The sequence below is a fragment of the Lentzea kristufekii genome (assembly GCF_033949925.1).
Lineage (GTDB): Bacteria > Actinomycetota > Actinomycetes > Mycobacteriales > Pseudonocardiaceae > Lentzea > Lentzea kristufekii.
Genome location: NZ_JAXAVV010000010.1, coordinates 172,998 through 186,913 on the forward strand (window position 1 = coordinate 172,998; position 13,916 = coordinate 186,913).

The following is a 13,916-nucleotide window of genomic DNA, read 5'->3' on the forward strand; positions in this document are numbered from 1 at the left end:
ACTGTTTTCACCATCGGGTGATCACTAGAAGGGACGTAAGTGTCAACTGGGCCAACACATGCGATGAGTGGACTGCTCGCCTGGAGCGCTGTCACCGCACTCGCGCCAAGTCACCCGATCGGCCAGCTCTCGCCGCAGAGCTGGGCCGTCGGTGCGGTTCTCGCCACTGGCGCGGCACTTCTGCCCGACCTCGACCACCCCGGTTCGACCATCTCCCGCACGTTCGGAGCACTGAGCAGCGGGCTGTCCGCCGGCATCAACGCGTTGAGCAGCTTCGTCTACCGGACGACGCGCCTGAAGAGGGATTCCAAGCGGGACGGCGGACATCGCGGTCTCACCCACACCCTCGTCTTCGCGTTGTTCTCCGCCGTCTTCACCGCCGCGGTCATCCAGAACAGCCAGAAGTGGGCGCTGCCGGTGCTCATGTTCGTGTTCGCCGGTCTCGCGGTGCGCGGCATCATGAACGACTGGTGCCCCAAGCAGGACGCGCTGCTGATCACCGCGGTGTCGGCGGGGATCACCTGGGCGATGATCGCGTGGACCTCGCAGACGGACGCGTCCGCCGCGGCGTGCGGGATCGCGGTCGGCGTCGGCTGTTTCGCGCACTACATCGGTGACGCGATCACCGAGCAGGGCTGCCCGATCCTGTGGCCGATCCCGATCATGGGCAAGACGTGGTTCCCGGTCGCGCCGCCGAAGATCATGCGGATGAAGACCGGCGGCGTGGTGGAGATGGCCATCGTCGGGCCGATCGTCACGATCCTGTCGATCTGGCTGGGGCTCGCCGCGTTGCAGGGCACCGGCGCCCTGCCGTTCCTGGACTGGGTGGACCTCCTTCCGGTCTAGTTCCACCGCTGGTCATCCGGCGTCCACCTGCACCACACCCGATCGGCCTAGCCTCCACGGACCCCGACCCGTCGCGTGGAGGTTCAGCCATGTCCGAAGTAGCCCGCAGACGCTTCCTCCAGGGGGCGGGCGTGCTGGGTGTGGCGGGAGCGCTGGGCACCGGCACCGCCTCGGCGACCACTCGCTACCAGTGGCTTTCCGGCGATCATCACGCGCACACGCAGTACTCGTACGACGGCATGTACACCATCGAGCAGCAGATCCGCGGTGCGTTGCGGCACGGCACGGACTGGCTCGTGATCACCGACCACGGCCACGCGTCGCACGAGGCGCACTCGGTCGAGGCGACGGCGGCCGATCTCCGGCGCGCCCAGCGGAAGTTCCCGCAACTGCTGCTGTGGCACGGGATGGAGTGGAACGTCCCCGGCGCCGAGCACGCGACGTTGTTCTTCGAGGACTGCCACGACGAGGCCGGGGTGCTGCGCGACTTCGAGCGGCAGTTCGACTGGCGGCTGAACGGCGCCGAAGCGTCCAGTCCCGCCAACGAGAAGAAGGCGCTCGACGCGATCCGGTTCCTGCAGACGAAGATCCGCAACGGCACGATGAAGTCCGCGCTGGTGTTCGTGAACCACCCGATGCGCAACGGCCGGGTGGCGCCCCACGAGCTGCGGAACATGCGTGACCTGGCCCCAGACATCGTTGTCGGCATGGAGGCCGCGCCCGGAGCGCAGGGTGACGGTGACCCGTTGCGCGGTCCGGGCGGGCACCGCGGCGGGTACTCGAACAGCCCCGGCTCGAACTCGTACGCGGCCTACCCGCCCGAGGCCTACCGGACCTACGGCGGCTTCGACTGGATGACGGCGAAGGTCGGCGGCGTCTGGGACTCGCTGCTCGCCGAGGGCCTCGGCTGGTGGATCACGTCGAACTCCGACTCGCACTTCAACTCGCGCGACACGATCGTCCGCGTGCCGGAGCCGGGCGACCAGTTCGACCTCACGGGCAAGCACCTCGACCCCGTCGACTCCGGCCCGCCGCAGATCTCGCCGCCCTACGTCGACTTCTTCCCCGGTGAGTTCTCCCGGACCGTCGTCGGCGCCACCCGCCGCACGCGCGGCGCCGTGATGGAGGGTCTGCGGGCCGGTCGGGCGTGGGTTTCGCACGGCGGCCTGGTCGATGATCTTCAGTTCGGTGTTTACGCATCCGGCGGAACGCAGACCATGGGCGGCCGGCTGCGCGTCCGCCGCGGCTCGGACGTGACCGTGCTGGTCAAGGTGCGTCTGGCGACCCGGCCGAACAGCGCCGGATTCATCCCCAGGTTGCGCCGTTTGGACCTCATCAAAGGTGCGGTAACCGGACGATCATCATCTGAAACGTTGGCCACGCCACATGTGAAGGTCGAGCGATCCTACGAGCCGCGCTGGCACTATGCGGTCTTCACGCACACGTTCCGCAACGTCCGGGAGCCATTTTTCGTCCGGTTGCGCGGAACCGACGGCAACCGCGGCGCGTTCGAACCCCAGGCGGACACACCCGGAGCCGCGAACCCGTGGGAGGACCTGTGGTGCTACACCAACCCGATCTTCGTGGAGGTCAGGTGACCAGCACCTTCGTCGGCATCGACGCCGGCTATGAAAACCGCTGGGAAGCGGAGAAGATCGCGCTGGAGCTGCACGACACGGTGCTGACCACGGCCCGAACGGTCGCGGTGCACGAGGTCGACGCCCACTACGCGATGTCCTTCCTCCTGCCAGTCCCCCCGTCCGACGCAGTGGTGAACTCACTGGTCGCGCAGGGTTTCGGCGTCGCCGTACGCGGTGCGTCCTCAGGACGCCTGGTAGGCCCGGAGGCGCTTCGAGCAGGCGCCTCCACTGCTGCCGAGGCCCATCAGTACCGCCGCGAGGGGCGCGCTCTGCGATACCAGGGCCAACGGTCGTTGCGCGGCCGTCACGGGGTGTCGGACATCCTCGCGTTCACGGCCATAGAGGCCGTTTTCCCGCGCGGTACACACACGGTCGACACGCGCGGGAACCTGACGCCGTTCTTCCGCGACGGCAAGTTGGTGCTGGTCATCGACTAGTTTTGCGGATGTGCGTGACATCGCTGTCTTCAGTGGTTCTGCCCATCCCTCCCTCGCCGCCGAGATCTGTGGTCACCTCGGTGTCGAGCTCTCCCCCAGCCGTCTGACGCGGTTCGCCAACGACTGCCTGGAAGTGCAGTTGCAGGCGAACTGCCGTGAGCGGGACGTGTTCCTGATCCAGCCGCTGGTACCGCCGGTGCAGGAGCACCTCGTCGAACTCCTGCTGATGCTCGACGCTGCCCGTGGCGCTTCGGCCGCGCGCACGACCGTCGTCCTGCCGCACTACGCCTACGCGCGTTCGGACAAGAAGGACGCACCCCGGATCTCGATCGGCGGCCGCCTGGTCGCCGATCTGATGGTGGCCGCCGGCGCGTCCCGGGTGCTGGCGATGACGTTGCACTCGCCACAGGTGCACGGGTTCTTCTCGGTGCCCGTCGACCACCTGCACGCCCTGCGCGAACTCGCCGCGCACTTCTCCCAGTACGACCTCTCGAACACCGTGGTCGTGTCGCCGGACCTCGGCAACGCCAAGGAGGCGGCGCACTTCGCCCGGATCCTGGGGCTGCCGGTCGCGGCCGGCGCCAAGCAGCGGTTCGCCGACGACAAGGTGCAGATCCAGACCGTGATCGGCGAGGTGGCCGGACGGGACGTGATCGTGCTGGACGACGAGATCGCCAAGGGCTCGACGGTGATCGAACTGCTGGACAAGCTGCGGGAGCGCGGCGCCGGGGCGATCCGGGTCGCCTGCACGCACGGGCTGTTCTCCGCCGGTGCGCTGGACCGGCTGCAGGCGTTCGACGACGTGCTGGAGATCGTCGCGACGAACACCGTGCCGATCCCGGCGGAGAAGTCCGTGCCGAAGCTGAAGGTGCTGTCGATCGCGCCGGCGATGGCCGAGGCGATGCGGCGGATCAACGTCGGCGAGTCGGTGTCGACCCTCTTCGAGGCCCCCTGAGTCATTTGAGGTGCGCGAGTGCCTTGATCAACCGGTCACCGACGTCGGCCGGTCCGGGCATCTTGCGCACCACGGCCCGCTGGTGGGCGAGGCCGTGCAGCCCGAGCCACAACGCCACCGCGTCGCCGAACAGGTCGTCGCTGCCGTGCGCGATCCCCTCCTCGACGCACGCGCCGAGCACGTCGACGAGCAGCGTGAACGCCTCCGCGCCGAGTGAGTCGAGGTCGGCGTCGGTGATCGAGGTGTCCTCGACCGACGGCGTCCACAGACCGCCGAACATGATCCGGTAGCGCTGCGGGTGCAGCTCGGCGAAGTCCAGGTAGGCGTTGCACACCGCGAAGAGCCGTGCGCGTGCGTCCGGACTCGCGTTGTCTGCGGCTTCGCGCAGGGTGGCCGTGAGCGCGTCCATCTCCTGCTGCACCACGGCCAGCATGATCGACGGCTGGTCCGCGAAGTGCGGGTAGATCGACGGTGCCGCGATTCCCGCCTTGCGGGCGACCGAGCGCAGCGTGACCGCGCGTTCGTCGCCGCCCTCGTCCAGGAGTGCGACGGCCGCCGCGATGATCTCGTCCCGCAGTTTCCCGCCTTCGCCCCTGCGGTTGCGCCTGCGCGGTTCCGTGTTCGTCACGGCCGTAACCATACACCTGAAAGTTTATGACTGTTAGGCCTTGCACTCTTAGACTTACGGGCGTTAGCTTAAGTCCGTAAGCACAGCCGGGACCGAGGAGCCACGATGAACGTCACGACCGCCACCACCCGCACCACCGAGATCGTCCTGCCCGGTGTGGTCGAGCCCGCCGGCCTGCACATCCAGGTCCGCGACCTGCCCGCACCGGGTCAGGGCCAGGTCGTCCTGCGGATGGACGCCACGGGCGTCTCGTTCGCCGAGCAGCAGATGCGCCTGGGCAAGTACTTCGACCAGCCCGCGTTCCCGTTCGTGCCCGGCTACGACGTCGTCGGCACCGTGGTCGGGACCGGGCCCGGCGTAGACCGCGACCTGCGGGGACACCGGTTCGCCGCGGTCACGAAGGTCGGCGCGTGGGCGAGCCACCTGATCGTCGAGGCGGCCGACCTGGTGCCCGTGCCGGACGGCGTGGACGCGGCCGCCGCCGAGACCGTCGTGGTCAACGGCGTCACGGCGTGGCAGATGATGTACCGCACGGCGAAGGTCGAGCGCGGCGACACCATCGTTGTGCTGGGCGCGAACGGCGGCGTCGGCTCGACGTTGGTGCAGCTCGCTCGCCACGCCGGCATCAAGGTCATCGGCACGGTCTCCGCCCGCCACCACGACGCGGTGCGCGAGCTCGGCGCGATCCCCGTCGACTACCGCGATCCGGCCATGTACGCCCGCATCCGCGAGCTGGCGCCCGAAGGGGTGCACGCCGTGTTCGACCACGTCGGTGGTCCGGGCCTGCACGAGTCCTGGAAGCTGCTGCGCCGCGGCGGCGTGCTGGTCAACTACGGTTCGGCCGCGACGAAGGACGAGCCGGGCAACGCGATGCTGCCGGTGCTCAAGCTCTTCGGTCGGCTGATGGTGTGGAACCTGCTGCCCAACGGCAAGCGCGCGGGTTTCTACAACTTCTGGGCCGGCAAGCGCTTCCGTGCCGCCGCGTTCCGCGCTCGCCTGGCCGAGGACCTCACGCAGGTGCTCGCGCTGGTCGGCCAGGGCGTGCTGACGCCGCAGATCGCCGCGCGCATCCCGTTGTCGGAGGCAGGTGCCGCGCTGGCGCTGGCCGAGTCGCGGACCGTGCTGGGCAAGGTCGTCATCGTCCCGGAGCCGTGAGCAGGCCGGGCTGCCGCCAGGCGATCGTGGCGGCGGCGACCGCCCTGGTCGACCGGGACCACGCCGTGACGCTGCGGGCCGTGTCCCGCGAGGCGGACGTGCCCACCTCGTCGATCTACCAGCAGTTCCCCGACGTGCCGTCGATCTTGCAGGCCGTGTGCCACGCGGCCTTCCGCGAGCTCGAAGCCGTCGTGCTCGACGCACCCGACGCCTACGCGGCAGGCCTCGCCTACCTGGACTTCGCCGTTGCGCACCCCCGCCGCTACCGCGTGATGTTCGGTGCGGCCGATCTCTCCTCGCAGGCACTGCGGCTGTTCACGCGGGTCCTCTCCAACCCCGATCGCGCCATGACGTTCTGGCTGGGCCTGCACGGCCTCGCCGACCAGCGCGCCTCGATCCGCCGCTCGCCCCAGTTCGTCGTCATCGCACCGCGCCTGATCACTTCACTCATCTGACTTTCCGGGAGTCCCCGCCATGAACGCCACCGCTCTTCGCGCCACCACCGTCGCGTCCACCGAGGTCGACAACCGCGCCGCCTACCTGGGTTTCGCGTTCGCCTACGTCTTCGGCCACGGCGCCGCCACGCTCTCCAGGTCCGGTGCGGTCCTCATGCCGGCGTGGCTGCCGATCGGCTTGCTCGCCACCGGTCTCGTCACCGCCACGATCTTCGCCATGACCGCGTCGCTGCGTGCCCAGAAGGCGGCCTCGGAAGCGCGCCGACGAGCCGAGAAGCTGGTCGGCACGGCCTGGATCACCGGTTTCACCGCGCTGGCGTTAGCGGTCACCGGCCTGAGCACGGTGTTCGACGAGCCGGACCTGCAGACCGTGCTGTGGCCCGCGGGCTCGACCATCGTCGTCGGCCTGATCTACATCGCCGAAGGCGCGATCCGCGGCAACGCCCTGCACTACAACCTGGGCACCTGGCTCATGCTGGTCGCCGCCGCGACGCTGTTCATCCCGGGAGCCGGGTTCTTCGGCACGCTGGCCGTGCTGGGTGGCGGCGCCTACCTGGTGGCGGCGTTCCTGGAGCGTCGACGCCTTGCCGCGTAGGGCTTTACAGCTGCACTCGCACCGTGACGCGGCCCTTGTCGTCACGGTGCGAGATCGCGTGTCCGGTCTTGTTCGTGCCATCGAACTCGAGCGTCAACGGACCGCCCTCGCCTTCGAAATTGCGCCACCACACCTTCGCGTCCGGCATCATCACGCGGATCTCGACGACGTCGCCTTTGCGCCGGTAGCCGACGGGTGTGCTGATCGTGCGACCGGATCGCCGGCCCGTGTACGTCACGACCGTGAGCCCCTTGCGCACCAGCTTCCCCACGAGCGGAGCGTCCCGCAGTCCGACGACCCACTTGTTGACCCTGCGCACCATCGGTCCCTGAACCCTCATGAGTTCCAACGTAGCCTGCTAAGTGGAGACCCCCGTCCACTTGAGGCGAAGTGAGAAGAAGTGACCGCCGAACCGTCTCAGATGCGAGCCGATGCGCGGGAGAACCGGGCGCGCGTGCTCGCCGTCGCCCGTGAACTGTTCGCCGAGCGCGGGCTCGAAGTGCCGATGGCCGCGATCGCGCGCAGGGCAGGCGTGGGCGTCGCCACGCTGTACCGGCGCTTCCCGACCAAGGATTCGCTGGTCGTGGAGGCCTTCGCCGAGCAGTTCGCCGTCTGCCAGAGCGCCATGGACGACGCGCTGAAAGACCCGGACGCGTGGCGCGGGCTCCGCACGGTGATCGAGAAGGTCTGCCTGTTGCAGGCGTGCGACCGCGGATTCACCGCCGCGTTCATGGCCTCGTTCCCCGATCTGCACTCCGAGGTGCGCGACCGGACGTGGCTCGGCTTCGTCGCACTGGTGCAGCGGGCGAAGGACAGCGGGCACCTGCGGGCCGACTTCTCTCCGCACGACCTGACGCTGGTGCTCATCGCCAACGGCGGACTGTCCACCCTGCCGGTGGAGGTCGCGGTGGCGGCGTCCCAGCGCCTGGTCGCGTACCTGCTGGAGTCGTTCCGGGCGGGCACGGACGTTCTGCCGCCGCCCGTGCCGCTCAGCCTGGACCTCGTCCTGGGTTAACCGGGATGGGCGCCGACGGTGTCGCGGATCATCGCGCCCAGGCCGGCCGAACCCGAGCGCGCGCAGTGGGCGCAGCAGAAGAACTTGCCCTCCACCTCCACGCCGTGCCCGATCACGCGGCAGTCGCAGTGCTCGCAGCGCGGCGCGAGCCGTTGGATCGCGCACTCGAAGCTGTCGAACGTGTGCACACCCCCGCCGACGGTGCGCACCTCGAAGGCCATCCAGTACTCGTTGCCACAGACGTCACAGGTCGCCATGCGCCGAAGACTGCGACAGGTCAGTCAGGTCGGCAACTCGAAGCGTCGAGCTGCGCGACCAGCGTCTTCGGGGCAATCACCCGATAGGCGTCCTCGACGAGGTCGGCGACGACGTCCCAGTCGAGGGGGACGTCGAGGTACACGCCGAGCCAGCCGCGATGGCCGACGTAGGGCGGGCGGAAGTACTTCTCGGGATCCTGCGCGACGAGGGTCTCCTGCACACCGGGGCCCGCCGCGCACCAGAACGCCGTGCGGTCGTCGTGGTGGTGGTCGGCCGACGTCACGAAGGTCTTCTTGCCGCGGACGAACCAGGTCGGCTCGCCGTGACTCAGGCGTTCGGTCACCTCTGGCAGCGCGAGACAGAGGCGGCGCAGGCGTTCGAGCGCTTCCACCCGGACATCTTGCGCCACCTCACCCCCGTCGTGCCATCTACGCACGTCGGCCGCGGATTCAAGGTTTCGGCAACATCCCCGCAAGCCCGTGCGAACAGCATTGCCCTGCGACGGATCGCACGTCGCGGGGGATTTCCACTTTTCACGGGGAGCTGTTCACATGGCGAAGAAGTTGCTGGCCGGCGCGGCTGCGGTCGTCGGCCTGTCCATCGCGATGCTCGGTGGTGTCACGGCGGGCGCGAGCGCCGCACCGGCCGCGGCACCGATCTCGGCCGCTGTCACGTGCACCGGCGCCGGTTGCGACAACAAGGACCCGTACGACAGCGGCTGCGGCGCGAGCCGGGTCAACGCGGGCCAGAAGGCGACCGTGAAGGGCACGTTCATCCTGTACTACTCCAGCACCTGCAAGACGAACTGGATCGAGGTGCCGAGCTACGCGGGCGGCAGTACCAGGACGGACGGCAAGCTGGAACTCGCGGCGTGGGACAAGGGCCGCGGCAAGTTCCTCCGCTTCCTCGCGTCGAGCTCTGCCGGACGGCACTACGGCAACATGGTCTACTCGCCGGGCGACAGCTGCGCCGTCGGTCTCGGCGACTGGAACGGTGGTAGCACCTGGGAAGTGGCCATCGAGTCGAGCGGCTGCTGATCGCCGGCGTGCCGGACTCGGTGTCGCCGAGTCCGGCACGGTCCGGCCTCAGCCGATGCCCGCGCGGATCGCGCTGATCAACTCGCCGTTGGCCGTGTCACCGGAGAGTTCCCAGAAGAAGACACCACCCATGTTCTGGCCGCCGGCCCACGAGATCTTGCTGCGGATCGTCGCCGGGGTGTCGTAGCTCCACCACTGGCTGCCGCACTTGGCGTACGCGGTGCCGGCGACCGTTCCGTTGGCGGGACAACGGGTCTTGAGCACCTTGTAGTCCTCGATGCCGGCCTCGTACGTGCCGGGTGCCGCGCCGGTCGCCGTGCCGCCGGGCGCCGTCTGGGTGACGCCGGTCCAGCCGCGGCCGTAGAAACCGAGGCCCAGCAACATCTTGTTCGCCGGGATGCCCTTGCTCTTCAGCTTCTGGATCGCCGCATCGGTGTTGAAGCCGGCGGTCGGGATGCCGGTGTAGGACGTGAGCGGCGAGTGCGGGGCGGTCGGGCCCTGCGCCGCCCAGGCGCCGAAGAAGTCGTAGGTCATCGGGTTGTACCAGTTCACGTACTGCGCGGCACCGGCGTAGTCCGCCTTGTCGATCTTGCCACCGGCCGACGCGTCCGCGGTGATCGCGGCGGTCACGAGGTTGCCGCTGCCGAAGCGGGTGCGCACGGCGCCCATCAGCGTCTTGAACGAGTTGAAACCGCTGGTGTCACAGGTGAGTCCGCACGCGTTGGGATATTCCCAGTCGATGTCGATGCCGTCGAACACGTCCGCCCAGCGCGGGTCCTCGACGAGCCGGTAGCAGGAGTCCGCGAACGCCGCCGCCGCGCTCGGGCTGCTCGCCGCCGCCGGGAAGCCGCCGGACCAGGTCCAGCCGCCGAAGGAGAACAGGACCTTGAGGCCGGGGTTCAGCTTCTTGAGCTTGCGCAGCTGGTTGAAGTTGCCGCGCAACGCACCCGCGTCCCAGGTGTCCGACGTACCGTCCACAGAGGACGCCGCGTCGTAGAACCTGTCGTAGTCCGCGTAGGCGTCGCCGAGCACGCACCGGCCGCCGGAGACGTTGCCGAACGCGTAGTTGATGTGCGTGAGCTTGCTCGCCGCACCGGACGTGCGGATGTTCTTCACGTGGTAGTTGCGCTGGTAGACGCCCCACTGGACGAAGTAGCCGACGACGCGGCCGGCGATCGCCTGCGCACCGATGTCCTGCTGCGGTGCGGCTTGTGCCACTGGTGCCGCGAGCACGGCTGCCGTTGAGAGTGCCGTTGCCGCCGCGATGATTCTGCGCCTGAACATAGCGGTCTCCTCAAGAGGTGACGGCGCGGCGGCGCTGCCTCAAGCTTGGTGGTATAGACCACTTCCGTCAATGGGCACCCAGAAAGCTCCCAGGCCGCGCCCGGACGCTCAAGGGAAGGTCAGGACTCGGGGTGCGGGGTGTCCCCGCTGTGACGGCGAACGACGCGGTTCGCGCTCTCCGCGAACAGGGATCCCCAGAGAGAGCGGGACCGGCCGGATTCGAACCGGCGTTCTCCCTCCTCCGTTCAGGAGGGCGCGTCGACCACTGCGCTACAGGCCCCTCGCCACCGCTCCACTCACACTAGACGGGGAAGTGCGGGCCGTATGCCCTGCGAAAGTGTTGGACCCAATAAGGTTCACGGACCAACCCCGAACTGGACGGTGTCGTGCCAGGGATCGACTACTACGAGTTGCTCGGTGTCGACCGGGGCGCCAGCGCCTCGGAGATCAAGTCGGCCTACCGCTCTCTCGCCAAGGTCATGCACCCCGACGCGGGTGGGACGTCTGGCGGCTTCCGCCTGCTCCAGGAGGCCTACGAGACGCTGAAGGACCCGGTCCGGCGGGCCGACTACGACCGCCCGGCACCCAGGCCACCCACCGCGGCGCGACCGCAGACACGGCCGCGACCTCGCAGAACAGGCCACACGGGCAGGCTGCGCGACTTCGGCGACGACCCGAACTACATGGCGCCGCGCCCCCGTGTCGACCTCGGTTCGATGGAGTGGTGGCACCGCATCGACCTCGGCGCGCGCGTCCGCTACGTCCCCGCCACCGGCCTCGGCCACGCCCCCGCGGCAGCCGCGATCGGGGGCTGGTTCGTCCTGCTCCTCCCGCTGACGATGACGTTGTCGCCGCTGTTGCTCGCCGTCTGGCTGCCGCTCGTGGCGGCCGCCGGTTACGGGGCGTTCCGGTTGGTGCGCCGCTACATGACGGTCGCGAGGGCCGAACGGGCGTTCGCCGGTGAGTACGACGGGAACACGATTTTCGGCCGTCCGGGTGAAAACAGACGCGAACGGCTGACCGCCGGACTGCTCACGGAGTACATGACCCAGCTACCGGGCGTGCGCATCTTCCACGGCCTCGCCTGGCCGGGGTCGGTCTTCACGGACATCGACCACGCCCTTCTCTGCGGCCGCCGCCTGGTCCTCATCGAGTCGAAGTCGTGGCTCCCCGGCCACTACTACTGCGACGAGGACGGTGAACTCTGGCGCAACGGCCACCCGTTCCGCGGCGGAGGCACCCAGCTGCTCGAGGGCGTCGAACGCTTCGCCGAGCTCCTGCCGTGGCTGGAGGTCCGCGGCGCCCTGCTCGTCTACCCGAGCCGCGCCGGCGAGGTCACGTGCGACGACGACCTCGACTTCGAGGTGCCGCCGATGACCCCCGAGCAGTTCGTCCGCGAGATCGGCGACTGGCTGGCCGACGACCCGGCCACCGTCGACCGCGAGGCATTGCGCGTTCTCGTCCGCCAGGTGGTCTCGGAAGTCCGCGTCGCCGGCGCCTGACTCGTTCCGCCCCTCACGAACAACCGGTCCGATTAAGACAAAAAGACCCTTGACTGGCGACTGACGGCCTGAAAGATTGGCATTGTTCCTGGGGGGACAAGTTGGCGTCGGAGGACGCCCTCCCATGGACTTTTTCAGTCGCACATACATGGGGGATTCGAAGTGAAGAACGTCATTCGCAGAGTTTCTGTTGCCATTGCGGCAGGCGCCGCCCTGCTGTCGATGGCGGCGGCGCCGGCCTCGGCCGCACCGAAGTTCGAGCCGTACGACCTGCCGGGCGTGGGCACGCAGGCCCAGTCCAAGATCGCCGCCGCGGACGAGGCCATCTGGACCGCGATCATCCCGAAGACGACCGACATCAACTACGGCTCCTCCGTGGACCGCTGCGCGGACATCGCCTGGAACTCCGTGGACAACGGCGGCCGCGCCATCCTGTTCGACTGCTACGGCACGAACAACCAGAAGTGGGCCCCTGTCTGGGTCGCGGGCACCGGTACCCAGTACGGCACCGCGATGTTCATCAACGGCAACTCCGGCAAGTGCCTCGACCTGTCCGGCAGCGCCCCCACCAACGGCGCCCACGTGATCCAGTGGAGCTGCCACAACGGCCCGAACCAGCAGTGGGAGGTCGTGCTGCCCGCCGGCGCCGACCCGAACACCTACAACGGCCCGGTCATGTACAAGAACCGCGCCACCGGCAAGTGCCTCGACAACGAGAACAGCGGTACCGCGAATGGCACCGGATTCCTGCAGTGGGACTGCCACGGCAACCCGAACCAGCTGTTCTCGCTCTACAAGTGGATCTCCTGATCTGAAGTACACGTGAAATGGCCGCCCGCACATTTCTGCGGGCGGCCACCGCTATTTCCGCACAACGTCGCCGGGCCGGCACCGGCGATCTTCCGCCGGTCATGAGATCCTTTCCGCCATGACCCGCACGGTGTGCCTCGCACAGAACCCCGACGCGGACGCACTCCTCGCGTCGGACATGTTCGCCCTGCTCACAGGAATGCTGCTGGACCAGCACACTGCTTGATGTATGACTAGCTGTTCTCTTCGAGCAACTGAGCAGCAGCTTGCGGGTCCATCATGTTCGAGTAGACCTGTTCACCAGGACGCAGCGGCCGATCCGGCATTGCGAACTCCGGGTACCAGCCGTCCCTGTCGCAGCCGGGCACCAGGTCCAGGGCGATCGCGACGAAGTTGTCGGGCACTGAGCCAGTGATCCACATCGCTACGTACGTGCCCCTGTCCTCCACGCCCCGAACGAGCACGCCAAGCTCTGCGCCGGCGACCTCGCCAACGTGCTCGCGCCCGTCGAGCAAAGATGCGCACACAAGACGCCGCACGGTTCCGCTCATGGCCCGCAGCATCCGAACCGCTGCTTCAGCGCGGTACCGATCGAGGTCGTCCTTGTCCGCAAGCCACTGACCACAGAACGTCGATGACTTCAAGGGCGGACTGTGCTCGGCGTTGTACCTGGCTCGCGCGGTGATGGCGGCAGTCGCGAGCGCTTCGTAGAAGTCATCACGACTTCCCGCTTCCCGAACTCCAGCTGTGACCATCCAGCTGGGGTCGCCCGCCTCCACGACGGCTCCTCGCCAACGCTGGACTTTGACCTTGAACATGACGACGTCGTCGATTGAACGGATTCGCTCGCGCGGACCAGTCGGCTGAGCGAACTGTTCGTTGGCCTTCTTGATCAGCGGATGATCGATCTCGTCGAGCGGCTCGTCGATCAGCGGCAGGCCCAAGCCCAGGTCTTCACGAAGACAGCGAATGGTTGGACGAACGGTCATCAGGACTCGCGGACCCCACCGAGTTCATCGAGACGTTCCTTGGACATGCCGGTCAGCGCCGCCACCTGGCTGCCTCGGGTGCCATCGAGCGTCTCCATCGTGCGACGCAGCGCGGCATTGATCTCTTCACGCCTCGCACTCAGGTACTCGCGAACAGCCGCAGCCAGCAAGTCCTTCTGGGACATGTGCAGCGCGGTAGCTCCATGCGCGATCAACGCGTGCGTCTCTTGATCGACTTTGACAGGAGAAGACTGAACAGCCATGACACACCTCCGGTACCCAAGGGTACTCGACTACCCATGGCAGTCAA

General features: G+C 68.1%; 18 protein-coding genes and 1 pseudogene. 11 read left to right on the forward strand and 8 right to left on the reverse strand.

Annotated elements, in window-relative coordinates:
- The first annotated feature begins 39 nt into the window (after window positions 1-39).
- The 4 genes from SK571_RS21705 to SK571_RS21720 all read left to right on the forward strand — a co-directional run bounded on the left by SK571_RS21705 (window position 40) and on the right by SK571_RS21720 (window position 3,878).
- Window positions 40-846, forward strand: coding sequence for a metal-dependent hydrolase (locus tag SK571_RS21705; RefSeq protein ID WP_319985915.1), 807 nt, complete (start codon window positions 40-42; stop codon window positions 844-846).
- A gap of 89 nt (window positions 847-935) precedes the next feature.
- A complete protein-coding gene (locus tag SK571_RS21710) occupies window positions 936-2,444 on the forward strand; it encodes a PHP domain-containing protein (protein ID WP_319985916.1) in 1,509 nt (502 codons plus the stop codon).
- Entirely contained in the window at window positions 2,441-2,923 is a 483-nt protein-coding gene (locus SK571_RS21715) for a hypothetical protein (RefSeq protein ID WP_319985917.1), read from the forward strand. The genes SK571_RS21710 and SK571_RS21715 overlap by 4 nt, the downstream gene beginning before the upstream one ends.
- Before the next feature lie 10 nt (window positions 2,924-2,933).
- A complete protein-coding gene (locus SK571_RS21720; RefSeq protein ID WP_319985918.1) occupies window positions 2,934-3,878 on the forward strand; it encodes a ribose-phosphate diphosphokinase in 945 nt (314 codons plus the stop codon).
- Between the two features lies 1 nt (window position 3,879).
- Here the strand turns inward: SK571_RS21720 and SK571_RS21725 are convergent, their stop codons facing one another.
- Window positions 3,880-4,506, reverse strand: coding sequence for a TetR/AcrR family transcriptional regulator (locus tag SK571_RS21725; protein ID WP_319985919.1), 627 nt, complete (start codon window positions 4,504-4,506; stop codon window positions 3,880-3,882).
- Window positions 4,507-4,611: 105 nt separating this feature from the next.
- Here SK571_RS21725 and SK571_RS21730 point away from each other — a divergent pair, with 105 nt between their 5' ends.
- Genes SK571_RS21730 through SK571_RS21740 form a run of 3 tightly spaced genes read left to right on the forward strand, consistent with a single transcriptional unit; the run spans window position 4,612 to window position 6,711 of the window.
- Window positions 4,612-5,661 carry a medium chain dehydrogenase/reductase family protein gene (locus tag SK571_RS21730; RefSeq protein ID WP_319985920.1) on the forward strand — a complete coding sequence of 350 codons (1,050 nt, stop codon included), beginning with the start codon at window positions 4,612-4,614 and terminating at the stop codon, window positions 5,659-5,661.
- A complete protein-coding gene (locus tag SK571_RS21735; RefSeq protein WP_319985921.1) occupies window positions 5,658-6,116 on the forward strand; it encodes a TetR/AcrR family transcriptional regulator in 459 nt (152 codons plus the stop codon). The genes SK571_RS21730 and SK571_RS21735 overlap by 4 nt, the downstream gene beginning before the upstream one ends.
- Before the next feature lie 19 nt (window positions 6,117-6,135).
- On the forward strand, window positions 6,136-6,711 hold the full coding sequence (locus tag SK571_RS21740) for an ABC transporter permease (RefSeq protein ID WP_319985922.1): 576 nt from the start codon (window positions 6,136-6,138) through the stop codon (window positions 6,709-6,711).
- Window positions 6,712-6,715: 4 nt separating this feature from the next.
- Here the strand turns inward: SK571_RS21740 and SK571_RS21745 are convergent, their stop codons facing one another.
- Window positions 6,716-7,051 carry a nitroreductase/quinone reductase family protein gene (locus SK571_RS21745; RefSeq protein ID WP_319985923.1) on the reverse strand — a complete coding sequence of 112 codons (336 nt, stop codon included), beginning with the start codon at window positions 7,049-7,051 and terminating at the stop codon, window positions 6,716-6,718.
- Between the two features lie 60 nt (window positions 7,052-7,111).
- On the opposite strand from SK571_RS21745, the gene SK571_RS21750 reads away from it, so the two are divergent.
- A complete protein-coding gene (locus SK571_RS21750; protein WP_319985924.1) occupies window positions 7,112-7,726 on the forward strand; it encodes a TetR/AcrR family transcriptional regulator in 615 nt (204 codons plus the stop codon).
- Here SK571_RS21750 and SK571_RS21755 read toward each other — a convergent pair.
- Together SK571_RS21755 and SK571_RS21760 are read right to left on the reverse strand one after the other, a co-directional pair.
- On the reverse strand, window positions 7,723-7,983 hold the full coding sequence (locus SK571_RS21755; protein ID WP_319985925.1) for a Prokaryotic metallothionein: 261 nt from the start codon (window positions 7,981-7,983) through the stop codon (window positions 7,723-7,725). The genes SK571_RS21750 and SK571_RS21755 overlap by 4 nt on opposite strands.
- A 20-nt stretch (window positions 7,984-8,003) precedes the next feature.
- Entirely contained in the window at window positions 8,004-8,375 is a 372-nt protein-coding gene (locus SK571_RS21760) for an MmcQ/YjbR family DNA-binding protein (protein WP_319985926.1), read from the reverse strand.
- Between the two features lie 160 nt (window positions 8,376-8,535).
- On the opposite strand from SK571_RS21760, the gene SK571_RS21765 reads away from it, so the two are divergent.
- Window positions 8,536-9,021 (forward strand): DUF2690 domain-containing protein, encoded by a 486-nt coding sequence (locus tag SK571_RS21765; RefSeq protein WP_319985927.1) that lies wholly within the window; start codon window positions 8,536-8,538, stop codon window positions 9,019-9,021.
- 48 nt (window positions 9,022-9,069) lie between these two features.
- Here the strand turns inward: SK571_RS21765 and SK571_RS21770 are convergent, their stop codons facing one another.
- Both SK571_RS21770 and SK571_RS21775 read right to left on the reverse strand, forming a co-directional pair.
- The gene (locus tag SK571_RS21770; RefSeq protein WP_319985928.1) at window positions 9,070-10,305 is read right to left on the reverse strand and encodes a glycoside hydrolase family 18 protein; all 1,236 of its coding nucleotides are present in this window, start codon (window positions 10,303-10,305) and stop codon (window positions 9,070-9,072) included.
- Between the two features lie 204 nt (window positions 10,306-10,509).
- A pseudogene (locus tag SK571_RS21775) lies at window positions 10,510-10,586 on the reverse strand.
- A 105-nt stretch (window positions 10,587-10,691) separates the two neighbouring features.
- Here SK571_RS21775 and SK571_RS21780 point away from each other — a divergent pair.
- Window positions 10,692-11,807, forward strand: a complete 1,116-nt coding sequence (locus SK571_RS21780; protein ID WP_319985929.1) for a J domain-containing protein — start codon at window positions 10,692-10,694, stop codon at window positions 11,805-11,807.
- 162 nt (window positions 11,808-11,969) lie between these two features.
- Window positions 11,970-12,617, forward strand: coding sequence for an RICIN domain-containing protein (locus SK571_RS21785; protein WP_319985930.1), 648 nt, complete (start codon window positions 11,970-11,972; stop codon window positions 12,615-12,617).
- Between the two features lie 233 nt (window positions 12,618-12,850).
- On the opposite strand, the gene SK571_RS21790 is transcribed toward SK571_RS21785, so the two are convergent.
- Both SK571_RS21790 and SK571_RS21795 read right to left on the reverse strand, forming a co-directional pair.
- Window positions 12,851-13,606 (reverse strand): hypothetical protein, encoded by a 756-nt coding sequence (locus SK571_RS21790; RefSeq protein WP_319985931.1) that lies wholly within the window; start codon window positions 13,604-13,606, stop codon window positions 12,851-12,853.
- Window positions 13,606-13,869 carry a hypothetical protein gene (locus SK571_RS21795; RefSeq protein WP_319985932.1) on the reverse strand — a complete coding sequence of 88 codons (264 nt, stop codon included), beginning with the start codon at window positions 13,867-13,869 and terminating at the stop codon, window positions 13,606-13,608. Before SK571_RS21795 ends, SK571_RS21790 begins: the two co-directional genes overlap by 1 nt.
- Window positions 13,870-13,916 lie beyond the last annotated feature (47 nt).

Excerpts from the sequence above, each read along its gene's own strand:
- SK571_RS21710 (WP_319985916.1), top strand. The coding sequence starts at position 936 with ATGTCCGAAGTAGCCCGCAGACGCTTCCTCCAGGGGGCGGGCGTGCTG.
- SK571_RS21730 (WP_319985920.1), top strand. The coding sequence starts at position 4,612 with ATGAACGTCACGACCGCCACCACCCGCACCACCGAGATCGTCCTGCCC.
- SK571_RS21740 (WP_319985922.1), top strand. The coding sequence starts at position 6,136 with ATGAACGCCACCGCTCTTCGCGCCACCACCGTCGCGTCCACCGAGGTC.
- SK571_RS21745 (WP_319985923.1), bottom strand. The coding sequence starts at position 7,051 with ATGAGGGTTCAGGGACCGATGGTGCGCAGGGTCAACAAGTGGGTCGTC.
- SK571_RS21755 (WP_319985925.1), bottom strand. The coding sequence starts at position 7,983 with ATGGCGACCTGTGACGTCTGTGGCAACGAGTACTGGATGGCCTTCGAG.
- SK571_RS21765 (WP_319985927.1), top strand. The coding sequence starts at position 8,536 with ATGGCGAAGAAGTTGCTGGCCGGCGCGGCTGCGGTCGTCGGCCTGTCC.
- SK571_RS21770 (WP_319985928.1), bottom strand. The coding sequence starts at position 10,305 with ATGTTCAGGCGCAGAATCATCGCGGCGGCAACGGCACTCTCAACGGCA.
- SK571_RS21790 (WP_319985931.1), bottom strand. The coding sequence starts at position 13,606 with ATGACCGTTCGTCCAACCATTCGCTGTCTTCGTGAAGACCTGGGCTTG.
- SK571_RS21795 (WP_319985932.1), bottom strand. The coding sequence starts at position 13,869 with ATGGCTGTTCAGTCTTCTCCTGTCAAAGTCGATCAAGAGACGCACGCG.